Raw genomic sequence first — 21,692 nt, 5'->3', positions numbered from 1 at the left:
TGCGGAAGCGGAATCCGCTTTACGAACATCTCGTGAAGTCCTTGAGTAGCGTCCTGGGTGGTGTCTCGGGCGGGTCTTGAGCAACCCTCGACCGGCGCTCGGACCTGTCCACTTGGTGGACGGTATGACTCCGTGCGCCCCCCATGCACCGGTACTGTTCGTTAGGTCACGCTTACCGTTCGTTCCGCTCGGGCATGCACGCGATTAGAGTCGTTCGGCGGAACGCCCGAAATCCGGCGGAAAGCCAGGCCGACACCCCCGTGGACCCCCACTTCCGAGGACACGATTGCCATGCCTCGTCCGACTGCCGCACAGCTCGCCTACGGTTCGTTCACCGTGATCTTCTCGACGCTCGCCATGCTGCTGCTGTCACAGACGAGTTCGGGTCTGGGGATCGCGGTCATCGCCGTCTGCGCCCTCGCCCTCGGGCTCCTCGTCGCCATGACAGTGCCCCTGCCCAAGTCCCGTGTGGTCGCGGTACGCAAGCCCGCCGACGAGACGGCCGAGACGACCGAGGAGCCCGTGCCGGCCGTGGCCACGGGCTCCAAGACCGCCGCCTGACGGTCGCCTACGACGGTGGTGCTCAGCGGGTGCTGACCACCACCGTCTTCGCCGCCTTGTCGTGCAGGCCCTGCTTGTAGGGCTTGTCGAAGTAGCTCCAGCCGCCCGAGATCGCGGTCCAGATGCAGGCGCAGCAGAAGGCGAACGGGATCCACAGCACCGCCGAACGCGTCAGCGCGGTCTGCACGGAGGGCGTGGCGCCGTTCTCCAGGTTCGCCACCCGCATACCGAGCCACTTCTTGCCGAGCGTCTGCCCGGAGCGGCTGATCATGACGGTGTCGTAGGCCATGTAGAGCACGGCCGTGATGAGCGACTGCGTGAGGGACTTGCCGTACTCGACCTTGTCCGGGTCCATGTCGTACTCGTTGACGCCGAAGGCCCAGGTGAGCAGCGCGACGACGATGAGCACGAGCAGCAGGTCGATGATCCGGGCGAGTGTGCGCTTGCCGCTGTCGGCGAGCGGGGGCATGCCGGCGAGCGGGTCATTGGGGTACGAGCCGCCGCCGTACGGATCCCCGCCGCCGTAGGGACCTCCGCCGCCGTAGGGACTGCCTCCGTACGGCGGCGGCTGACTGCCGTACGGGGAACCCTCGTCGCCCGGGGGCGGGGGCTGCTTCCTGAACGGGTCGTCTTCCGGCGGCTGCCCGCCGGCGCCGGGGGGCGGTTCACTGCTCATGGCCCGAGTCGACCGCGAACCCCCCGGCTCCGCATCCGGCGAGCGGCCGTCCGGGGTACGGAATCCTGTGGCCTCTTCGCCGTATCCGGCTATCCCGCGACGAACGTATGTGCGGCCTTGTCGTGCCAGCACTGGCGCCACGGCTTGTCGAACAGGCCCCATACGACGCCCACGACACCGACCGCGAGGAGTCCGGGGACGCTGTAGACGAGCCAGCGGCGCAGGGCCGCGCCGAAGGACGGGGGTTCGCCGCCCTCGATGTCCCGCACCTCAAGGCCCAGCAGCTTCTTGCCGAGGGTGCGGCCCCACTTGGCGGTGGGCAGCGCCTCGTAGAGAACGCCGAAGAGGAGGAGCACGGCGAGGACGATGCCGAGGTAGGCCGACGTGGTGCCGTCGAGGAGCCAGACGGTGACGGTCTCGCCGGAGAGCTTGGCCGCGTCGATCTTCTCGTTGACGTGGTCGAGCGCCTTGGTGCCGAGGGGGACGGCGGCGGCCGCGGTGACACCGACGAGGACGAGCGTGTCGAGGAGCCGGGCGGTGAGCCGCTTGCCGAGCCCTGCCGGACGTGCGGCGGCCTGGCGGCGGGCGGCGGCCTGGAAGATGTCGTCGACCGGGGGCTTCCAGGGGGCGACGGGCTGGTCCTCACCCGGGGCTCCGGCCAGCCGGTGCACCTGCTGGGCCCAGGAGGGCTGACCGCCGCCGGCGCCGCTGCTCATGGGGGTGGGCTGGGCGGGAACGGAGGGGGCGGGCGCCTGGGCCTGCGCGGCGGCGGCACGCTCGGCGGCGGCCATGCCCGCGCCGAAGCCGGGGGCGCCGGGAGCTCCGGGCGCCGGCTGCGGGCCCGCCGGACCGCCGGTGACGCTGCCCGCGCCGGGCGCCGCCTGGGGGCCGAAGCCCGGCCCCGCCGCCCTGTCGGACCGTGCGCCACCCGTGCCCCCGCCCTGCGCCCCACCCTGCTGTGGCGTGCGCTGGGAGACCGCCCGGAAGGTCATGGTGCCCTCGTCGGAGACGGGGCCACCGGGGGCGGGGACGCCAGGAGTTGCGCCGCCCGCGGGCCGCCCGGCGGCGGAGGCGGCGGCACCGAAGGCCGGGCCGCCGGGGGCGCCTGAGCCGGGGGCGCCATGCGTGCCTGAGCCGGGGGCCCCTGGAGTGCCTGAGCCGGGGGCGCCGGAGGGCGAGCCGCCGGACGCCGGGCCGCCGGAACCGCCGGGGCCGGAAGCGGAGTTGCCGCCGGGCCCCGCAGCGCCGGAAGCCCCGGAAGCTCCGGGGCCGTTGAACGCCGGGCCGCCGGAAGCGCCCGCGCCGCCCGCGCCCGCCGTGCCCGGAGCCGCCGTACCCGCCGCCCCTCCCCCGGCCGTCGGCCTGCGGAAGACGAAGGTGTTGCCGGAGGCCGCGCCGCCGGAGTCCGCGGGCGGGATCGTCGCCGTGCCGTCGCCGGTCGTCGTGTCGGACGGGATACGGGGGTCGGTGCCGGCCGCCGCGCCCCAGGAGACCCGGCGGTCCTGGTCGCCGCCGAAGCCGGACTGACGGGAGCGGTCGGCGGCCCAGGCGGAGGCGGGTTCCGGACGGTTGCCGTGCTGGGAGTCCACGGAGGGCGGCTGCGGGTCCTCGTCGAAGAAGTGCGGGCCCGTCTCCTCCACCGGGGAGGGGGCCGGTCCCGAGCCCGGTGGGGGTGTGAGCGGTTCACCGTCCGACGGGGCCGGGCGGCTCGTACCCGGTACCCAGGCGGCACCGTTCCAGTACCGGACATATCCAGGAATGGACGGGTCCGGGTAAAACCCTTCGCGGGGCCTGTCGTCGCCGGGGGCCGGGGTTGGGGCGCTCATGTCCGTCGTCCCGTATCTGCTCGGGGGTCAATATGGGGGGCTCCACATCTATCAGACCGGCGCAACCCCCACCGCCAGTCCCACGGGACCCACTCCTTTTGGGCAACGTCCGACCGACGTCGTGAACCCCCTGGAAAAAAAGTTCTCCGAACCCGCGTAATGCTTCCGCCGCCACCGCCTCTCTCCACTCGTACGAGACAGCACGTGAGAGAGGAACGCCCGACATGCACACCGTGGTAGAGCGTGAGCTGGAGCTCAAACTCATCCTGTCGCCCGAGCGCAGCATCCCGGTCCCGGCCCGGCTCAGCTACCGCACCGACGACCCCTACGCCGTCCACATCGCCTTCCACATCAGCTCCGACCACCCCGTGAACTGGACGTTCGCCCGCGAGCTGCTGGTGGAGGGGGTGTTCCGGCCGTGCGGTCACGGGGACGTACGGGTGTGGCCGACGAAGGTCGACGGCCGCAGCGTCGTCCTGATGGCGCTGAGTTCGCCGGACGGGGACGCCCTCCTGGAGGCGCCCGCCGCCCAGGTGTCCGCCTGGCTGGAGCGGACGCTGCGGGTGGTGCCCCCGGGGTCTGAGGGCGGGCAGCTCGGGATCGACGACGCCCTGGCGGAGCTGCTCGCCCCGACGCCCGCCGACGACCTGTGGCTGCGCGACCCGTGGCCGAGCGACGAGTCGAAGGACGGGGAGTGAGCCGACGGACGGGAGTGAACCGACGGACGGGACTGAGCCGACGGGCGCCCTCGGACGGCGGGGTTCAGAACAGCTTGCCCGGGTTCAGGAGCCCCAGCGGGTCGAAGACCTGCTTGATCTGCCGCTGCATCTCCACCCCCACCGGGCCGATCTCGCGCGCCAGCCACTCCTTCTTCAGTACGCCCACCCCGTGCTCGCCGGTGATCGTGCCGCCGAGTTCCAGGCCGAGGGCCATGATCTCGTCGAAGGACTCGCGGGCGCGCCGGGACTCCTCGGGGTCGGCGGCGTCGAAGCAGACGGTGGGGTGGGTGTTGCCGTCCCCGGCGTGGGCGACGACGCCGATGGTGAGCTGGTGCTTCTCGGCGATCCGCTCGGTGCCCTCGAGCAGTTCGGCGAGGCGGGAGCGGGGCACGCACACGTCGTCGATCATCGTCGTGCCCTTGACCGCTTCCAGGGCGGTGAGCGACAGCCGGCGTGCCTGGAGGAGCAGTTCGGACTCGGCCACGTCGTCGGCCGGTACGACCTGTGTGGCGCCCGCCGCCTCGCACAGCGCGCCGAGGGCCGCGAGGTCGGCGGCCGGGTCGGTGGTGTCGAACGCGGCGAGCAGCAGGGCCTCGGTGGACTCCGGGAGGCCCATGTGGGCGAGGTCGTTGACGGCCTTCACCGTCGTACGGTCCATCAGTTCGAGGAGGGACGGGACGTGTCCGCCTTCCATGATCCGGCACACCGCGTCGCAGGCGGCGGCGCCGGAGGCGAACTCGGCGGCCAGCACCAGCTGCTCGGGCGGCTGCGGGCGCAGGGCGAGGACCGCCTGGACGACGATACCGAGGGAGCCTTCCGAGCCGACGAACAGACGGGTCAGGTCGTACCCGGCGACGCCCTTGGCGGTGCGCCGCCCGGTGGACATCAGACGGCCGTCCGCCAGGACGACCTCCAGGCCGAGGACGTACTCGGCCGTCACCCCGTACTTCACACAGCACAGGCCGCCGGAGGCCGTGCCGATGTTGCCGCCGATGGTGCACATCTCCCAGCTGGAAGGGTCCGGCGGATAGTAGAGGCCGTGTTCGCCCACCGCGCGGGAGAGGGTGGCGTTGATGACGCCGGGCTCGACCACCGCGATCCGGTCGACGGGGTTGATCTCCAGGATGCGGTCCATCTTCGTCAGGGACAGCACGATGCAGCCGTCGGTGGCGTTGGCGCCGCCGGACAGGCCCGTGCGGGCGCCCTGCGGGACGACGGGGACGCGGAGTTCGGTGGCGGTGCGCATGACGTGCTGGACCTGCTCGACGGTGCGCGGCAGGACGACGACCGCGGGGGCGCCGGCCGGGCAGAAGCTGGCCATGTCGTTGGCGTAGGAGGCCGTGACGTCCGGGTCGGTCAGGACGGCCTCGGCGGGGAGGCCGACGAGCAGGCGGTCGACCAGGTTGCCGGTCGCTTCGTCGCGAGGCGCTTCGATACGGCTCATGATCACAGCGTCGCACCCGGGGCCATCGGTGTGAACCCCGTCTGCGCCGACCGTCGGATGCCGGGGTGTGGTCGTCGTATTGACGCATGGTGAGCGCCATGGAGAACCAGAGCGCCACGGAGCCCGTCGTGGAGGACCAGAGCGCCACGGAGAACTTCGAGGAGGCGGCCCCCCGGCGTTCGCGCACCGGGCAGCGGCTGCTGGCCGCCGCCGTCACCGGGTGTCTGGTGCTCGGCGGCACGCTGATGGTGCTGCCGTGGCGGCCGCCCGCCCCCCGGGCGCCCGCGCCGCCGGCCCCCGGGGCACAGGCGCAGGCGGCTCTCACCGTGGGGGCGCCGGCCGCGCTGCCCGATCTGGCGGTGCTGATCAGCGAGCGGGAGACGCATCTGCGCAGGCATCCGCGGGACGCCGAGTCGTGGGCGGTGCTCGGGGCGGCGTATGTGGAGCAGGGGCGGCGGACGGCGGAGTCGGCGTACTACCCGAAGGCCGGCGATGCGTTGCGTACGTCGTTGAAGGTGCGGGCGAAGGGGGAGCCCGTGAGCGTGGCGGCGCTCGGCGGGCTGGCCGCGCTGGCGAACGCGCGGCGGGACTTCCGGACGGCGAAGCGGTACGGCGAGGCCGCGCTGAAGCTGGAACCGAAGCGCTGGACGACGTATCCGCTGCTGATCGACGCCTATACCGGGCTCGGCGACTGGAAGGCGACCGGGCGGACCCTGGAGAGGCTGCAGGAGCTGCACGGCGGGCCGGCCGTGCTGGCGCGGGCCGGGGGCGTGTACCGGGACCGGGGCTGGCGCGAGGACGCGATGGCGCAGCTGTCCGACGCGGCGGCGGGGGCCCGGGCGCCGGCCGAGCGGGCGGCGTATCTGGAGCGGGTGGGGCAGCTGGCGTGGGAGCGCGGGGAGCGCGAGGTGGCGCTGCGGCACTTCCGGGAGGCGGTGCGGATCGACCCCGACCAGCGGGCCGCGCAGGCCGGGCAGGGGCGGGCGCTGGCGGCACTGGGGCGGACCTCGCAGGCGCTGAGCGCGTACCGGGTGGCGCTCACCAATCAGCCGGACCCGCAGTACGCCCTGGAACTCGGGGAGTTGTACGAGTCGCTGGGGCTGCGGCAGACGGCCGGGGTGCAGTACGAGCTGGTGCGGGCGCGGGTGCGGCACGCCGAGTCGGGCGGGGTGGACGGGCGGTTGGTGCTCGGGCAGCTGGAGGCGGACCACGGGTCGCCGGAGACGGCCGTACGGCTGTTGCGGGAGGAGTGGCGGCGGCAGCCGGGGATCGCGGTGGCCGATGCGCTGGGCTGGGCGCTGCACCGGGCCGGGGAGGACGAGGAGGCCCTGCGGTTCGCGGTGCGGGCGACGGACAAGGTGCACGGGGGTGGGGTGCGCAGTGCGCTGTACGCCTATCACCGGGGCATGATCGAGCGGGAGTTGGGGCTGAACGGGCCGGCCCGCAGGCACCTTCAGGAGGCGCTGCGGATCAACCCGTACTTCTCGCGGCTGCATGTGCCGTCGGCCCAGCGGGCGTTGACGGCCCTGGGCGAGCCGTCCGCCGACGACGTACCGGTGATGGACGCCAAGCCGACGCGGGGGTGAGCGGGCGGTGAGCCCGGGGGCCCCGGGGGGTGCTTCAGACGGCCGCGGTGCCGATCAGGGCGTTACGGGTGACCAGGGCCGCCAGTTCGTCCTCTCCCAGCGCCTCGGTCCCCTCGGGGCGGCGGGGCAGCACCATGTAGCGGGACTCGGCGCTGGAGTCCCATACGGTGATGCCGACGGCGTCGGGCAGTTCGAGGCCGAACTCCCGCAGTACGGCCCGGGGTTCACGGACCACCCGCGAGCGGTACGCCTCCGACTTGTACCAGCTCGGGGACGGGCCGAGCAGGCGGAGCGGGTAGCAGGAGCAGAGGGTGCAGACGATGACGTTGTGGGTGGAGGCGGTGTTCTCGACGACGCGCAGGCGTTGGTACGAGCCGTCCATGTAGCCCAGCTCCTGCACCGCGGCGGTCCCGTCGGTCAGCAGCCGCTCCTTGTACGCCTCGTCGGTCCAGGCGCGGGCGACGACCTTCGCCCCGTTCGCCGGGGACGAGGAGGCGAGGAACGCGTCGATCGCCTCGTCCACCTTCTCGCCGGTGATCAGGCCCCGCTCCTCCAGCAGGGTCTCGAGCCGGCGCACCCGGCGGGCGATCACGGCATCGGTGTGGTGGTCACCGCTCATCGGCCGGCTCCTCGTTGTCGTCGTCCGCTTCCAGATAGCTTTCCCACAGGTCCAGTACGACGTGATGGTCGCCCTCGCCCCACAGGTCACGGGCCTCGAAGCGGACCGCGTAGATCTGCTCGACGGGGGCGTCGCCGCGGCCCTGTGCGCTGATGTCGGGGAGTTCGTCCGGGCCCTCGGGCTCCACGATCACGCCCCGCTTGCCGCGCGCGTACCGGGGCAGCCGGGTGTGGTGCGGCGGGTCGTGGAGGAAGGTGCGCACGCGGGTGCCGGGCGGGAAGCGGTCCGTGCCCGGGGTGGAGGGGTACGTGCCCGGGGTGGAGCCGCCCGTGCCCGGGGTGGAGCGGTCGTCAGTCATCCAGCTCACCCGGCTCGATCACGCCCTTGCGCTCCAGCAGGGCGCAGATCGCGGTGAACCAGCGCTCGTAGTACGACGCCGCCAGATAGTCCGCCGGCGGCATCGACTCGATGGCGTCCCGGAACTCGTTGGTGTTGAACACCCCTTGTCCGCGCAGGGTGTTGAAGAGGCCGACGACCCGGGCCTCCCAGTCCGCGTGGAAGGGCTCGGTGTCGTCGGTGGTGTCGATCGCGCCGAACCCGACGGTGCCGCCGACGTCGTTGATCCTGGCCATGCGGCCAGACTACGTCGGTCCGCTCAGGCGAGCGGCTTGCGGTAGAGGGAGAACCTGCGCTCCCCCGCGGCCCCGGACGCGAAGCCCAGGAACAGCCCCGCCTCGCCCTTGGCGCGGACGGCGACGCCCTCCGGTTCGCGGAAGACCAGGGAGCGGCCGGCCTCGGTGCGCAGCCGCTGGACCAGCTCGCCGGTGGTGATGTCGATGCTGGAGACGTAGGCGTTGCCGAACCTGGCGGGCGGGTTGGCCTCGGCGTCGTAGGCCGTTCCGGCGAGCTGGTAGATGTGGTCGCCGTAGAGGGCGTACCCCTGGAAGGGGATCCTCTGGTCGGGGTGGGCCTCGGGCTGGGCGATGTCGGCGACCGGGTCGGCGTAGTCGCGGGCGACGAAGGCGTCCAGGTCCCAGACGCGGTACCGGGGCTTGCCCTTGACGCGGTAGCGGACGGCGATGCGCTTCGAGGCCATGCAGACCGAGGGCTGGTTGTTGATGGACGCCGGTATGGGCTTGCGGATGTTGACGTCCGCGCCGGTGCGGGTGGCCCCGTCGGCGAACCGGAAGCGGGTGACGCCCTGGCCGTAGCCGCCCTTGGCGTCGGCCTCGGTCCAGATCCAGACCTTGCCGTCGGCGGCGTTCTGCACGCCCATGCTGACGCCGTGCCCGAATCCCTGGAGCTTCATGCTGCCGAGCAACTCGCCCTCGTAGTCGAGCTTGTTGAGGCGCAGATGGCCCGACTCGCCGCCGCCGGGCCGGACCTGGAGGACGTACAGGTGCTTGTGCACCTCGTCGAAGGCGAAGGACTGCAGGACCGTGCCCTCGGCGAGAGCCTTCTCCTTCAGCCAGCGCTTGGCGGATACGTCGAGGGCGATGCGGTCGGTCACGTTCGCTGTCCCCTGGTTCCTGTGGACGTCCGGGTGACGCCCACGGGACCAGAGAGTGTCAACTCACGTTCACCGGTTTCAAGGTTCGGCGAAAGCGCTTGTGGATTCACGTGACATTCACAGATGGCGTTCACAGGTTGCCGCGTCGGGCCTGCTCGCGCTCGATCGCCTCGAAGAGGGCCTTGAAGTTGCCCTTGCCGAAGCCCATCGAGCCGTGTCGCTCGATGAGTTCGAAGAACACGGTCGGCTTGTCCTGGACCGGCTTGGTGAAGATCTGCAGGAGGTAGCCGTCCTCGTCGCGGTCGGCGAGGATCTTCAGCTCGCGCAGGGTGTCGACGGGGACGCGGGTGTCGCCGACCCATTCGCCGAGGGTGTCGTAGTAGGAGTCGGGGGTGTCGAGGAACTGGACTCCGGCCGCGCGCATGGTCCTCACGGTCTCGACGATGTCGCCCGTGTTCAGCGCGATGTGCTGGACGCCTGCGCCGCCGTAGAACTCCAGGTACTCGTCGATCTGGGACTTCTTCTTGGCGATGGCGGGCTCGTTGATCGGGAACTTGACCTTGAGCGTGCCGTCCGCGACGACCTTCGACATCAGCGCGCTGTACTCGGTGGCGATGTCGTCGCCCACGAACTCCTTCATGTTCGTGAAGCCCATGACCTTGTTGTAGAAGCCGACCCACTCGTTCATCCGGCCGAGCTCGACGTTGCCGACGCAGTGGTCGATGGCCTGGAAGGTGCGGTGGGCGGGCGGCTCGACGAGCGGGGATGCCGCCGTGAAGCCCGGGAGGTAGGGGCCTTCGTAGCCGCTGCGGTCGACGAGGGTGTGGCGGGTCTCGCCGTAGGTGGCGATCGCGGCGAGTACGACGGTGCCGTGCTCGTCCTTCAGCTCGCAGGGCTCGGCGACCGAGCGGGCGCCGTGCTCCAGGGCGTAGGCGTAGGCGCGGCGGGCGTCCGGGACCTCGATGGCGAGGTCGATCACGCCGTCGCCGTGCTCGGCCACATGCCGGGCGAGGAAGTGGCCCCAGGTGGTGGCGGGCTTGATGACCGAGGTGAGGACGAAGCGGGCGGAGCCGTTCTCGAGGACGTACGACGCGGTCTCGCGGCTGCCGTTCTCCGGTCCGGAGTAGGCCACGAGCCGCATGCCGAAGGCGGTGGAGTAGTAGTGCGCCGCCTGCTTGGCGTTGCCCACGGCGAAGACGACCGCGTCCATTCCCTTGACCGGGAAGGGGTCGGCCCGCCGGGCGGTGTCGGGAGCGTGGTGTGTGGTCTGCGTCACAGCAGCAGCCTTCTCCGCGGGCACAAGGTGCGCAATAGTTCGCGCTCCAGGTGTGCAATATGACCAGTGCACGGCTCGTTTTCACGGGCCCTCTGTACAGGATGACCACGGGGAAGGGCGGCTCTCATGGGGATCGACGGACTGGACGGACGGATCATCGTGCTGCTGGCGCGGGAACCTCGGATCGGGGTGCTGGAGATGTCCCGGCGACTGGGGGTGGCACGCGGGACCGTGCAGGCGCGGCTCGACCGGCTTCAGTCGAATGGCGTCATCCGGGGATTCGGACCTCAGGTGGACCCGGCGGCGCTCGGCTATCCGGTGACGGCCTTCGCGACGCTGCAGATCCGGCAGGGGCAAGGGGCGGACGTACGGGCGCACTTGGCGACCGTGCCGGAGGTGCTGGAGCTGCACACGACCACCGGCAGCGGGGACATGCTGTGCCGGCTGGTGGCGCGGTCGAACGCGGATCTCCAGCGGGTGATCGACCTGGTTGTCGGTTTTGATGGCATTGTCCGGGCCGCCACGGCGATCGTGATGGAGAACCCGGTTCCGCTGCGGATCATCCCGCTGGTGGAGCAGGCGGCCGAGGACCAGGAGAGGGACTAGCCGGACTCGGCTTGACCTGTATGGACCCAGCTGGACCTGGCTGGACTCAGCTGCCGTGAGGTGACCTTCGCGTGACGTTCTGGGAGTACCTGGGCAACCGCCATCAGCAGCTGCTCTCGGATGCCTACCAACACGCGAGCGCCGTCTTCCAGTGCATGGCCGTGGCGACGGTGATCGGGGTCCTGATCGGTGTGATCACCTACCGCAGCGACTGGGCGGGCAGCCTCGCCACGACGGCCACCTCGACCGTTCTGACCATTCCGTCGCTCGCCATGATCGGTCTGCTCATCCCGATCGTGGGGCTCGGCGTACCGCCCACGGTGATCGCGCTGACCCTGTACGGCCTGCTGCCGATCGTGCGGAACGCGATCGTGGGCCTGCGCGGGGTCGACCCGTCACTGGTGGACGCGGCCCGCGGGATCGGGATGTCCCGGCTGATGCGGCTCGTACGGGTCGAGCTGCCGCTGGCCTGGCCGCCGATCCTGACCGGTATCCGGGTCTCCACGCAGATGCTGATGGGCATCGCGGCCATCGCCGCCTACGCCTCCGGGCCCGGCCTCGGCAATGAGATCTTCCGCGGGATCGCCTCGCTGGGCAGCAAGAACGCGCTGAACCAGGTGCTCTCGGGGACGCTCGGGATCATCGTGCTGGCCCTGCTGTTCGACGCCGCGTACGTCCTGATCGGGCGGCTGACGATTCCGAGGGGGATCCGTGTCTGAGACGTCCACCGCCGCCTCCGGCGCGTCCATCGAGCTGGAGAACCTGACCAAGAGGTATCCCGGCAATCCGCAGCCGTCCGTCGACAACGTCAACATGGAGATCAAGGCGGGCGAGATCGTCATCTTCGTCGGCCCGTCCGGATGCGGTAAGTCGACGACGCTCAAGATGATCAACAGGCTGATCGAACCGACCGGCGGCCGGATCCGCATCGGCGGCGAGGACGTGACGGACATCGACCCGGTCAAGCTGCGCCGCAAGGTGGGCTACGCGATCCAGTCGGCCGGTCTGTTCCCGCACATGACGGTCGCGCAGAACATCGCACTCGTGCCGAGGATGGTCGGCTGGGGGAAGGCACGGATCAAGTCCCGGGTCGAGGAGCTCCTTGACCTGGTGGGCCTGGACCCCGGCGAGTTCCACGGCCGCTATCCGCGCCAGCTGTCGGGCGGCCAGCAGCAACGGGTGGGCGTGGCGAGGGCGTTGGCGGCGGACCCGCCGGTGCTGCTGATGGACGAGCCGTTCGGGGCGGTCGACCCGATCACCCGTGACCATCTCCAGGAGGAGCTGATCAGGCTCCAGCACGAGCTGCACAAGACGATCGTCTTCGTCACGCACGACTTCGACGAGGCGATCAAGCTCGGTGACCGTATCGCCGTACTGCGCGAACGCTCGCACATCGCGCAGTTCGACACCCCGGAGGCGATCCTCACCAACCCGGCGGACGACTTCGTGTCGGGGTTCGTGGGCGCGGGGGCGGCGCTGAAGCGGCTGAACCTCACCCGCGTACGGGATGTGGAGATCACCGACTACCCGGTGGTGACCGTCGACGACCCGCTCCAGGAGATCTTCAACAAGCTCCGGGACAGCGGCACGAACGAGATCCTGCTCCTCGACAAGCGGCGACGCCCCTACAAGTGGCTGCGGCGGGGCGACCTGATGCGGGCCAAGGGCTCACTGGCGCGGGCGGGCACGCTGGTCAGCGACACGGTGACACGGGACGCGACCCTGCGGGACGCGCTGGAAGCGGTGCTGACGGACAACGCGGGGCGGGTCGCGGTCACCGGGCGGCGCGGGGAGTACGACGGGGTCGTCGACATGGAGACGCTCATGAACTCCGTGCACGAGCTGCTGGAGGCCGACCGGCTGGACGCGATGGAGCACCAGCACGACCTGGAGGAGGCGCGGGCCGCCCAGACGCACGCCGAGCAGGAGGGCGACGGAGGGGGGAAGAAGGCGTGAGCGCCCCCGAGGTGGAGGAGAGGGAAGGCCTGTTCGAACTGGACGGGCTGGAGGAGCGGGAGCCGCCGGCCCCGCAGGTCTCGATGAAGCGGCGGATCACCTGGCAGAAGCTGACTCTTCTGCCGGCCGTGCTGGTGGCGGTGGTGCTGGCGACCTGGCTGTGGTTCCAGCAGGCGGACCTGGACTCGATCTCCGAGAACGCGCTGTCCAACGGGCAGGTGCCGAAGGCGCTTTGGCAGCATGTGAAGCTGACGGTGATCTCGACCTTCTTCGTGCTGATCATCGCGATCCCGCTGGGGATCCTGCTGACCCGGCGGATGTTCCGCCCGGCGGCCCCGGTGGCGATGGCGGTCGCCAACATGGGCCAGGCGACCCCGGCGATCGGCCTGCTGGCCCTGCTGGTGATCTGGCTGGGCACGGGCATGAAGGCGGCGCTGATCGGCATCATCATCTACGCCGTGCTGCCCGTGCTGTCGAACACGATCGCGGGCCTGAGGGCGAACGACCCGACACTCCTCGAGGCGGCTCGCGGCATCGGCATGTCCCCGCTGGGCGTCCTGTCGCGCGTCGAACTCCCGCTGGCGGTCCCGCTGATCCTGGCGGGTGTGCGGACGGCACTGGTCCTGAACGTCGGCACGGCGACCCTGGCGACCTTCGGGGGCGGCGGAGGTCTGGGCGTCCTGATCACGACCGGCATCACCAACCAGCGCATGCCGGTGCTGATGCTGGGTTCGATCCTCACGGTGGTGCTGGCGCTGCTGGTGGACTGGCTGGCGTCGCTGGCGGAACTGCTGTTGCGGCCGCGGGGGTTGGAGGCGGGGTCGTGAGGGGCGTCGGCGTTGCGGCCGCGGGGATCGCAGGCGGGCGCGTGAGACGCGTCGGCGTTGTGGTGGGGGTGCTGGTCCTGGCCTCGGCCTGTGGCCTGACGAGCGGTTCCCCGATGGTCGACGACGTGGAGCCGGGGTCGATCGGGCGGGGCGAGCCGTTGAAGGGCGCGAGTCTGACGGTGACGTCGAAGGAGTTCACCGAGCAGCTGATCCTCGGCGCGATGATGGGGATCGCGTTCGAGGCGGCGGGCGCGGACGTGCTCGACCGCACCGGGATCCAGGGCTCGGTCGGGGCGCGGGAGGCGGTCAAGTCCGGTGACGCGGACGGGATGTACGAGTACACGGGCACCGCCTGGATCACCTACCAGGGCAACAGCGAACCGATCGCCGATCCGCGGGCCCAGTGGGCGGCGGTCCGGAAGGCGGACCTGAGGAACGGGCTGACGTGGCTGGCCCCGGCGGCCCTGAACAACACCTACGCGCTCGCGATGAACCGGTCCAACCACAAGAAGTACGGCACGAAGACCCTGTCGGACGTGGCGGCGCTGTCCGCGTCGGACCCCGGCGCGGTGACCCTGTGCGTGGAGAGCGAGTTCGCCAACCGCGCGGACGGGCTGCCGGGCATGGAGAAGGCGTACGGCATGAGCGTCCCGGCCGGGAACATCACCCAGATGGACACCGGGATCATCTACACCCAGGCCGCGAAGGGCAGTTGCACCTACGGCGAGGTCTTCACCACCGACGGCCGCATCAAGTCCATGAACCTCGCGGTGATGCGGGACGACCGGAAATTCTTCCCCAACTACAACGCGGCCCCCGAGATCAACTCCAGGACCCTGAAGGAGTGGCCGGCGATCGAGGAGGTCCTCGACCCGATCACTCGGCGGCTGAACAACGCGGTGGCGCAGGAGTTGAACGCGAAGGTGGATGTGGAGGGGGAGGATCCGCACCAGGTGGCGTTGGAGTGGATGAAGGAGGAGGGGTTCGTGAAAGAGGGGTAGGGGGCGGGGACTTCCAAAGAATCCGTTGCAAAGAGATTCTTGCAAAGGTACCTTTGCATGCATGGTCGAGGAACCGAAGCTCCATGAGCTCGACGCCCGCACACTCCGCGGACTCGCTCACCCCCTGCGGATGCAGCTCCTGTCCGCCCTGCGCCGCGGCGGGCCCGCCACCGCCTCCCAACTCGCCGAAAAGCTGGGCGAGTCGAGCGGCGCCACCAGCTACCACCTGCGCCAACTCGCCGCGTACGGCTTCGTCGAGGACGCGCCGGAGCACGGCAAGGGACGGGAGCGATGGTGGCGGGCGGCGCACCAGGGGGTGCGGTTCGACGAGTCGCTGCTCCGGGACGCGGATCCGGCAGTACGGGGCGCGGCATCGGTATTCATGCACGAGGTCGCGACCTCTCACGCCCAGGAGCTCTCGACGTACATCGGCACCCGGCACGAGTGGTCCGACGACTGGGTCAGCGCCTCGGACGTGAGTGACTTCACGCTTCATCTCACGCCCGACCGCGCAAGCGAGCTCAACGGGAAGATCCATGAGCTCATCAACAGCTATTGCGCCCACGAGGCCCCGGAAGGCACCCCGGGCGCCGAACAGGTACGCCTCCACACGCACGTCTTCCCCATCACCTCCGACTGAGAGGCTCCGCCCCGATGCACCCCGAGATCCATCTCACCCTGCACCACATACGCGCCGCCGAACTGCAGACCGAAGCCCGCACCGCTCAAGCCAGGCCCGCCCGCGCTCTCCGCACCCGCCTCGGCTGGACCCTCGTAGAACTCGGCCTGCGCCTGGCCACCCCAAGGCCGATGACCTTGTCCCCTAGCAGCTAGCAGCTAGCAGCTAGGGACCGTCCCCTTCCCGCTCTCCAGCGCCACCAGCGAGTCCACCGCCCCCTTGAGCGTGGTCACCGGAATCAGCCGCAACCCCTTCGGCAACTCCGCCTGGGCGTCGCCGCACTCGTCCTCGGGCACCAGAAAGACCGTGGCCCCGTCCCGCTTGGCGGCCTGCGTCTTCAACGACACGCCGCCCACCGCACCCACCGCACCGTCCGCGTCGATCGTCCCGGTACCGGCGATGACCCGCCCGCCCGTGAGGTCGCCGCCAACGCCGTCGCCGTTCAGCTTGTCGATGATGCCGAGGGTGAAGAGGAGACCGGCGCTGGGGCCGCCGACGTCGGACAGCTTCAGGGAGACCTTGACCTTGGAGGGGCTGAGGTCGAGGTAGTTCAGGGCGGCCTCGGTCGCCGCGTCCTGGGACTCCTTCATCTGCTCGGTGTTGTGCTGCTCGATCTCCTTGGTGGACTGTCCGCTGGGGTAGACGGAGTCCTTCGGCATGACCGCCCGGTCCGTGTCGAACCACGCGTCGATCACGTCACCGAGGAAGACACGGGTGTCGGGATTGGTCGCCTCGATGGTCGTCATACGGAGCTGGCCGGTCGTGGGCCGGGTCGGGGCGCCCGTGATCGTGATCACCTGGGCACCCTGGTTCTTGCCCAGGACGTCCGCCGTCATCCCCGGCTGCGTCAGCGAGAACGGCAGCGGCGCGAACGCCGCCGTGGCGAGCAGGGCCACGACGGGCAGAGCGCAGACGGCGACGGCCTGGGGGCGCGTGAGGCGAGAGAGCACGGGATCAATCTAACGCGACGACCACTTCCGGCCAGGGCCCGGTCGGCGCGCGAGCAACTCCGGCCAGGAAGGCGGGCCATCGAGGCGGCACCCACCCGGCAGGCGGCGCTCCCAAGCCTGCCGAGCCTCCAAAGTCTGCCTAACCTGCGGGCATGCGTGCCGCCTGGGGCGGCACGGGTGGGCACTGGGGGTCCCCCTCTGGGGGAGGCACCCCGCCAGCGCGGGCGAGGGACACCCACCCGACCTCAGCCCCGCCCCCGGCCCACAACTCACCGCAGCGCTTCGGCAACCTCCCGAGCCGCGTCCACGACCCGCGGCCCCACCCGCTCCGGCACCGCATCGGCCAGCATCACCACACCGACGCTGCCCTCCACCCCCGTGACCCCGAGCAGCGGCGCGGCGGCCCCGCTGGCCCCCGCCTCCAGCTCCCCCTGCGTCAGGGTGTACCCGGGTTCCCGAAGCGGCTGAGTACGAGCGGACAGAATCGCCCTCCCCGCGGCCCCCCGATCCAGCGGATGCCGGAACCCGGCCCGATAGGCCACGTGATAGTCCGTCCACGACGGCTCGACCACGGCGACGGCCAGCGCCTCCGCCCCGTCGACCAGCGTGAGATGAGCCGTGGCCCCTATGTCCTCGGCCAGCGAACGCAGCGCGGGCAACGCGGCCTCACGAACCAGCGGATGCACCTGGCGGCCGAGCCGCAGCACACCCAGCCCGACCCGAGCACGTCCGCCCAGATCACGCCGTACGAGTGCGTGTTGTTCCAGCGTGGCAAGCAACCGGTACACGACGGTCCGGTTCACACCCAGTTTGTTGGATAGCTCGGTGACGGTCAGCCCATGGTCCGTATCGGCCAGGAGCTTGAGGACACGCAGTCCTCGGTCGAGCGTCTGAGAGGTCTCCGCGGTCACGACGCCCACTCCTCCAAGTGGTGAGTTCGGCGGCCCTGTCGCGGGGTTGCGTCATCGAGTCCCGTCGGCGACGCGCTTCAGAGGCCGCCGATCGGCCGGCGGCCCGGGGCAGTCCGGACCGCGTCGCTTCACGGCTGCGCTCCGCGGCGGCGCTGCCACGGGGCGTATGCGTAGCGGGACTGTAGCGATGCCGGTTCGCTGAGCGGAAGGCTCCGTCCAGAATCCGGTCAGTGGCCGGTACGGACCACTCCGATTTGTCCTGATATATACGGCGCTCGGCGTGCACCGCACGCCCCCCGGCGCCCGGAGTCACTCACCGGAGTCACTTCATCCGGGTGGCCCACTCCTGCACCTTGGCGATCCGCTGCCGCAGCTGCCCCGCCGTCGCCTCCGCGCTCGGCGGCCCCCCGCACACCCGCCGCAGCTCGGTGTGGATGACACCGTGCGGCTTGCCGCTCTGATGGACGTACGCGCTGACCATGGTGTTCAGCTGCTTCCGCAGCTCCATCATCTCCTTGTGCGAGACGACGGGCCGCCGCTCGGCGGGCAGCTCAAGGAGGTCCGCCTCGGAGTCCGGCTTCTTACGGCTGTGCGCGATCTGCCGGGCCTGGCGCTTCTGGAGGAGAAGCTGTACCTGATCGGGTTCGAGGAGCCCCGGAATGCCGAGGTAGTCCTGCTCCTCCTCGCTCCCCGGGTGGGCCTGCATCCCGAACTCGGCGCCGTCGTAGAGCACCCGGTCGAAGACGGCGTCGGACTCCAGCGCCTCGAAGGAGAACTCCTCCTGCTCGCCGGTGTCCTCGTCCTGCTCCTTGTTCGCCTCCTCCATCTCCTTCTCGGACTCGGCGTACGGGTCCTCCTCGCCCTCCTTCTTCGGCTTGTCGAGGGCGTGGTCCCGTTCCACCTCCATCTCGTTGGCGAAGGTGAGGAGGTCGGGGACGGTCGGCAGGAACACGGACGCGGTCTCGCCGCGCCGCCGGGACCGTACGAAACGCCCGACGGCCTGGGCGAAGAAGAGCGGCGTGGAGATCGTCGTGGCGTACACCCCCACCGCCAGCCGCGGCACGTCGACGCCCTCCGACACCATCCGCACCGCGACCATCCACCGGTCGTTGCTCTCGCTGAACTCGTCGATCCGCTTGGACGCGCCCGCGTCGTCGGAGAGCACGAGGGTCGCCTTGGTCCCGGTGATCTCCCGGATCAGCTTGGCGTAGGCGCGCGCGGAGTCCTGGTCGGAGGCGATGACGAGGGCACCGGCATCCGGGATGGCCTTCCGTACCTCGGTGAGCCGCTGATCGGCGGCCCGCAGCACGCTCGGCATCCACTCACCGCGCGGATCGAGCGCCGTACGCCAGGCCTGCGAGATGGCGTCCTTGGTCATGGGCTCACCGAGCCGCGCGGCGATCTCGTCCCCCGCCTTGGTCCGCCAGCGCATGTTGCCGCTGTAGGAGAGGAAGATGACGGGCCGCACAACATGGTCGGCGAGCGCGTTGCCGTACCCGTAGGTGTAATCGGCGGCCGACCTCCGGATTCCCGCGTTGTCCTCCTCGTAGGTCACGAAGGGGATGGGGTTGGTGTCGGACCGGAACGGCGTACCGGTGAGCGCGAGCCGGCGGGTGGCGGGCTCGAAGGCTTCGAGGCAGGCCTCGCCCCACGACTTGGAGTCACCGGCGTGGTGGATCTCGTCGAGGATGACGAGGGTCTTGCGCTGCTCGACACGGTTGCGGTGCAGCATGGGCCGCACGCCCACACCCGCATACGTCACGGCGACCCCGTGATAGTCCTTCCCGAGCGGCCCCGCGCTGTACTCGGGGTCCAGCTTGATCCCTATCCGCGCGGCCGCTTCCGCCCACTGCTTCTTCAGATGCTCGGTCGGCGCGACCACGGTCACCTGCTGCACGACATGGTGGTGCAGCAGCCAGGACGCGAGGGTGAGGGCGAAGGTCGTCTTGCCTGCGCCGGGGGTCGCGACCGCGAGGAAGTCGCGTGGCTGCTCCTGGACGTACTTCTCCATCGCCCCCTGCTGCCAGGCACGCAGCTTGCTGGCGGTACCCCAGGGGGCACGGCCGGGGAAGGCCGGAGAGAGGTGGTGGGAGGTGGTGGAGGCGGCGGTGGTAGTCACGGTCTCCGTTGGGGGTCGGGCGGCTCGGCTGATAGTCCGGGAAGTCGGGCTACGTATGACAACCGGGCCACCCTACCGGCGGCCCGGGGACGTCAACGTGCGGACGGGGCCGGGTCGCCCGTGGGTGGGACCGAGGTCACAGTCAGCGAGCGAAGCGCGGCAGATGGGCCGCGATCTTGGGCACGTCCAAGGCGCCCTGACAGACGTCCAGGACGAACCGCTCGGCATCGTCCACATCGAAGTCCGGGTCGAGAGGGTGTCCGTTCATGTGCAGGAAAACCCAGGTCGCGTACCAGGCGATGCGCTTGTTCCCGTCGACGAGCGCACGGTTCCGGGCCAGCGACTCCATCAGTGCGGCAGCCTTCTGCCATACGTCCGGATAGGCGTCCTGCCCGAACACACTGGACTGCGGACGCGCCAGGGCCGAGTCCAGCAGCCCGTAGTCACGCACCTCATCCGCCCCGAGCCGCTTCGCCAGGTTCAGCAGCTCGGGCAACGTGAGGTAGTGCATCAGGCGAGCCTCCGGTTCAGCTCGGCGCTGGCCTTCAGCACATGATCGGCGGCCTCGTTGAACAGCCGTGAGTGTTCGTTTATGGCCGCGATCACCGCGTCGTGGGCGAAGGCCTGCATGCTGCGCCCTTCCGCCGCCGCACGCTCACGCAGGGCGTCGAGCTCTTCTTCCGAGAAACGCAGGTTCAGTCCAGCCATACCTTGACGGTACTACGTGGTACCACTCGGTGTCATTGTCGATCGGCCCGCAGCCGCGTCGTCACCCAAGCCCCCACCAACGCCACCCCCGCCATCGGCAGGAACACCGCCGCGAAGGCCGCCGGATGCGACCCGCCGCCGGACGCCTCCGTCGCCGCATGGCTCACCGCCCCACCGCCCAGCGCCGCGAAGGCGGCACCCCCGGCGGCCAGCAGGACGACGTTGGCGAGGGCGTCGGAGATCTGGAGGGCGGCGGAGTTGGAACCGGCCTCCTCGGGCGCGGAGAGCTGCAGCAGAAGCACGCTGGTGGAAGCGATCACCAGGCCCATCCCGAAGCACCCGAACGCCCAGACGACGGCGACGGTCCAGGCCGGCACGGAGTCGATGAGCACGCTCGGCGCGGCGGCGATGGAAGCCGCCACCAGCACCATCCCGAACGTCATCAGCCGCTCCCGGTACGGCCCCACCCGCGGCCGCGACTGCACCCACGACCCCAGCGCCCATGTCAGCCCGCCCGCCGCGAGCGAGAACCCGGCGAGCGTCGGCGACAACCCCCGCTGGGTGACCAGCATCAGCGGCACGAACGACTCGGCCGCGATGAAGGACCCGGCGGCAACCCCGCGCAGCAGCACGACGGACGGCAGCCCGCGCACCGCCCGGTACGTCCCGCGCGGCAGCAGCCCGAGAACGGCCGGCACGAGCAGTGCGACACCCGCGACACCGGGGACCAGCGAGAACCAGCGCAGGTCCTGGGCGGCGTACTGCAGCAAGCCGGCACCGAGCGAGATCCCGAGGGCGAGCCGGATACGCCGCCGGTCGAAGGAGGAATTCCCCTCGTCTCCGCCGTCGACCGGCCCGGAGGCCAGCCGTCGTATCTGCGGCAGCGCGAGCGCCAGCGGGAAGACCACCAGCACCGGGATCCCGACGAACACCCACCGCCAGCCGAGCTGCTCGGTCACCGACCCCGCCGCCAACGGCCCCACGATCGACGGCACGACCCACCCCGCCGCGAAGGCCGCCATGATCGCGGGCCGCAACCGCTCGGGATAGGCCCGCCCGACCACGACGTACAACGCGACGATGACCAGCCCGCCCCCCAGCCCCTGCACGGCCCGCCCGAGGATGAACACCCACATGACCCCTGCGGTCCCGGACAGCATCAGCCCGGCGCCGAAGAACCCGATCCCGGCACTCAACGCCCCGAGCGGCCCCCGCCGATCGGCCCACTGCCCGGCCAGCACCATCCCGAACAACGACGTCGTGAAGTACCCGGAGAACGCGAACGCATACAGCGACACCCCCTCCAGCTCCCGCGCCGCCACCGGCATCGCCGTCCCCACCGCAGTCGCCTCGAAGGCGATCAACAGCACGACCGACACGATCCCCACACTGAGCGCCCGATAGGACCGGCTCAGCACCCCCTCCTCACCGACGGGGACCAGGTCGGAGACGGTGTCGGCAACATCGGCATCACGCGGTTCGAGGGCTGTCATGGTCGCCAGAGTAAGGGCCGTACAGCACCTTGACCCCTGTCGGGAGACGGTCCGAGGCCAGGACCTTGGTCGTAGGACCGGAGGCGGACGCGACAATTCATGAACGGCGTATGGCAGTCCCATTGCAGCCCCCGCGATTCCCTTGAGCCCCTCCCGCCCGCCGCCCTACGGTCGATTCACCGAGCTCGGCACGGAGCCAACACCTCCGAACCGACCCGGCCGTGT

General features: G+C 70.6%; 24 protein-coding genes. 10 read left to right on the top strand and 14 right to left on the bottom strand.

The window, feature by feature from the left end:
• The first annotated feature begins 291 nt into the window (after nucleotides 1–291).
• A complete protein-coding gene (locus PH203_RS11625; protein ID WP_289919522.1) occupies nucleotides 292–561 on the top strand; it encodes a hypothetical protein in 270 nt (89 codons plus the stop codon).
• Nucleotides 562–583: 22 nt separating this feature from the next.
• On the opposite strand, the gene PH203_RS11620 is transcribed toward PH203_RS11625, so the two are convergent.
• Nucleotides 584–1,237, bottom strand: a complete 654-nt coding sequence (locus PH203_RS11620; protein WP_289919521.1) for an RDD family protein — start codon at nucleotides 1,235–1,237, stop codon at nucleotides 584–586.
• Between the two features lie 89 nt (nucleotides 1,238–1,326).
• Nucleotides 1,327–3,063 (bottom strand): RDD family protein, encoded by a 1,737-nt coding sequence (locus PH203_RS11615; protein WP_289919520.1) that lies wholly within the window; start codon nucleotides 3,061–3,063, stop codon nucleotides 1,327–1,329.
• Nucleotides 3,064–3,287: 224 nt separating this feature from the next.
• Here PH203_RS11615 and PH203_RS11610 point away from each other — a divergent pair, with 224 nt between their 5' ends.
• Nucleotides 3,288–3,761, top strand: a complete 474-nt coding sequence (locus tag PH203_RS11610) for an SsgA family sporulation/cell division regulator (RefSeq protein ID WP_289919518.1) — start codon at nucleotides 3,288–3,290, stop codon at nucleotides 3,759–3,761.
• 64 nt (nucleotides 3,762–3,825) lie between these two features.
• Here the strand turns inward: PH203_RS11610 and PH203_RS11605 are convergent, their stop codons facing one another.
• Nucleotides 3,826–5,232: an FAD-linked oxidase C-terminal domain-containing protein gene (locus tag PH203_RS11605; protein WP_289919516.1), complete on the bottom strand. Its 1,407-nt coding sequence runs from the start codon at nucleotides 5,230–5,232 to the stop codon at nucleotides 3,826–3,828.
• 92 nt (nucleotides 5,233–5,324) lie between these two features.
• Between PH203_RS11605 and PH203_RS11600 the strand changes: the two genes are divergently transcribed.
• Nucleotides 5,325–6,812 (top strand): tetratricopeptide repeat protein, encoded by a 1,488-nt coding sequence (locus PH203_RS11600; protein ID WP_289919514.1) that lies wholly within the window; start codon nucleotides 5,325–5,327, stop codon nucleotides 6,810–6,812.
• Nucleotides 6,813–6,846: 34 nt separating this feature from the next.
• On the opposite strand, the gene nthA is transcribed toward PH203_RS11600, so the two are convergent.
• The 5 genes from nthA to hppD all read right to left on the bottom strand — a co-directional run bounded on the left by nthA (nucleotide 6,847) and on the right by hppD (nucleotide 10,217).
• On the bottom strand, nucleotides 6,847–7,431 hold the full coding sequence (gene nthA, locus PH203_RS11595; protein WP_289919512.1) for a nitrile hydratase subunit alpha: 585 nt from the start codon (nucleotides 7,429–7,431) through the stop codon (nucleotides 6,847–6,849).
• A complete protein-coding gene (locus PH203_RS11590; RefSeq protein WP_289919510.1) occupies nucleotides 7,421–7,789 on the bottom strand; it encodes an SH3-like domain-containing protein in 369 nt (122 codons plus the stop codon). The genes nthA and PH203_RS11590 overlap by 11 nt, the downstream gene beginning before the upstream one ends.
• A complete protein-coding gene (locus PH203_RS11585) occupies nucleotides 7,782–8,063 on the bottom strand; it encodes an SH3-like domain-containing protein (RefSeq protein WP_289919508.1) in 282 nt (93 codons plus the stop codon). Before PH203_RS11585 ends, PH203_RS11590 begins: the two co-directional genes overlap by 8 nt.
• 23 nt (nucleotides 8,064–8,086) lie before the next feature.
• A complete protein-coding gene (locus tag PH203_RS11580) occupies nucleotides 8,087–8,941 on the bottom strand; it encodes a Teichoic acid biosynthesis protein C (Precursor) (RefSeq protein ID WP_289919505.1) in 855 nt (284 codons plus the stop codon).
• A 130-nt stretch (nucleotides 8,942–9,071) separates the two neighbouring features.
• The gene (hppD, locus tag PH203_RS11575; RefSeq protein ID WP_289919503.1) at nucleotides 9,072–10,217 is read right to left on the bottom strand and encodes a 4-hydroxyphenylpyruvate dioxygenase; all 1,146 of its coding nucleotides are present in this window, start codon (nucleotides 10,215–10,217) and stop codon (nucleotides 9,072–9,074) included.
• A gap of 126 nt (nucleotides 10,218–10,343) precedes the next feature.
• Here hppD and PH203_RS11570 point away from each other — a divergent pair, with 126 nt between their 5' ends.
• From PH203_RS11570 to PH203_RS11540, 7 genes are all read left to right on the top strand, one after another.
• Nucleotides 10,344–10,823, top strand: coding sequence for an Lrp/AsnC family transcriptional regulator (locus PH203_RS11570; RefSeq protein ID WP_289919502.1), 480 nt, complete (start codon nucleotides 10,344–10,346; stop codon nucleotides 10,821–10,823).
• A 71-nt stretch (nucleotides 10,824–10,894) separates the two neighbouring features.
• Nucleotides 10,895–11,542 carry an ABC transporter permease gene (locus PH203_RS11565; RefSeq protein WP_289919500.1) on the top strand — a complete coding sequence of 216 codons (648 nt, stop codon included), beginning with the start codon at nucleotides 10,895–10,897 and terminating at the stop codon, nucleotides 11,540–11,542.
• Complete coding sequence (locus PH203_RS11560) at nucleotides 11,535–12,779, top strand: betaine/proline/choline family ABC transporter ATP-binding protein (protein ID WP_289919498.1); 1,245 nt, start codon at nucleotides 11,535–11,537, stop codon at nucleotides 12,777–12,779. The genes PH203_RS11565 and PH203_RS11560 overlap by 8 nt, the downstream gene beginning before the upstream one ends.
• A gap of 83 nt (nucleotides 12,780–12,862) precedes the next feature.
• Nucleotides 12,863–13,606: an ABC transporter permease gene (locus tag PH203_RS11555; protein WP_289920202.1), complete on the top strand. Its 744-nt coding sequence runs from the start codon at nucleotides 12,863–12,865 to the stop codon at nucleotides 13,604–13,606.
• Nucleotides 13,607–13,647: 41 nt separating this feature from the next.
• A complete protein-coding gene (locus tag PH203_RS11550) occupies nucleotides 13,648–14,607 on the top strand; it encodes a glycine betaine ABC transporter substrate-binding protein (RefSeq protein WP_289919496.1) in 960 nt (319 codons plus the stop codon).
• Between the two features lie 61 nt (nucleotides 14,608–14,668).
• Nucleotides 14,669–15,247, top strand: coding sequence for a metalloregulator ArsR/SmtB family transcription factor (locus PH203_RS11545; protein ID WP_289919494.1), 579 nt, complete (start codon nucleotides 14,669–14,671; stop codon nucleotides 15,245–15,247).
• A 14-nt stretch (nucleotides 15,248–15,261) separates the two neighbouring features.
• Nucleotides 15,262–15,441 carry a hypothetical protein gene (locus tag PH203_RS11540; RefSeq protein WP_289919492.1) on the top strand — a complete coding sequence of 60 codons (180 nt, stop codon included), beginning with the start codon at nucleotides 15,262–15,264 and terminating at the stop codon, nucleotides 15,439–15,441.
• Between the two features lie 3 nt (nucleotides 15,442–15,444).
• Here PH203_RS11540 and PH203_RS11535 read toward each other — a convergent pair whose 3' ends face one another.
• The 6 genes from PH203_RS11535 to PH203_RS11510 all read right to left on the bottom strand — a co-directional run bounded on the left by PH203_RS11535 (nucleotide 15,445) and on the right by PH203_RS11510 (nucleotide 21,467).
• Complete coding sequence (locus PH203_RS11535; protein WP_289919490.1) at nucleotides 15,445–16,236, bottom strand: S16 family serine protease; 792 nt, start codon at nucleotides 16,234–16,236, stop codon at nucleotides 15,445–15,447.
• A gap of 269 nt (nucleotides 16,237–16,505) precedes the next feature.
• Complete coding sequence (locus tag PH203_RS11530) at nucleotides 16,506–17,147, bottom strand: helix-turn-helix domain-containing protein (protein ID WP_289919486.1); 642 nt, start codon at nucleotides 17,145–17,147, stop codon at nucleotides 16,506–16,508.
• Between the two features lie 322 nt (nucleotides 17,148–17,469).
• Nucleotides 17,470–19,266 carry a DEAD/DEAH box helicase gene (locus PH203_RS11525; protein ID WP_289919484.1) on the bottom strand — a complete coding sequence of 599 codons (1,797 nt, stop codon included), beginning with the start codon at nucleotides 19,264–19,266 and terminating at the stop codon, nucleotides 17,470–17,472.
• Nucleotides 19,267–19,408: 142 nt separating this feature from the next.
• Nucleotides 19,409–19,777 carry a Fic family protein gene (locus tag PH203_RS11520; protein ID WP_289919482.1) on the bottom strand — a complete coding sequence of 123 codons (369 nt, stop codon included), beginning with the start codon at nucleotides 19,775–19,777 and terminating at the stop codon, nucleotides 19,409–19,411.
• On the bottom strand, nucleotides 19,777–19,974 hold the full coding sequence (locus PH203_RS11515; RefSeq protein WP_289919480.1) for a hypothetical protein: 198 nt from the start codon (nucleotides 19,972–19,974) through the stop codon (nucleotides 19,777–19,779). Before PH203_RS11515 ends, PH203_RS11520 begins: the two co-directional genes overlap by 1 nt.
• A gap of 32 nt (nucleotides 19,975–20,006) precedes the next feature.
• Nucleotides 20,007–21,467, bottom strand: a complete 1,461-nt coding sequence (locus tag PH203_RS11510; RefSeq protein WP_289919477.1) for an MFS transporter — start codon at nucleotides 21,465–21,467, stop codon at nucleotides 20,007–20,009.
• Nucleotides 21,468–21,692: the final 225 nt, after the last annotated feature.

Origin of the sequence: Streptomyces sp. S.PB5 (genome assembly GCF_030403745.1) — a bacterium.
Classification (GTDB): Bacteria; Actinomycetota; Actinomycetes; order Streptomycetales; family Streptomycetaceae; genus Streptomyces.
This window is presented reverse-complemented; position numbering and strand designations above follow the sequence as displayed.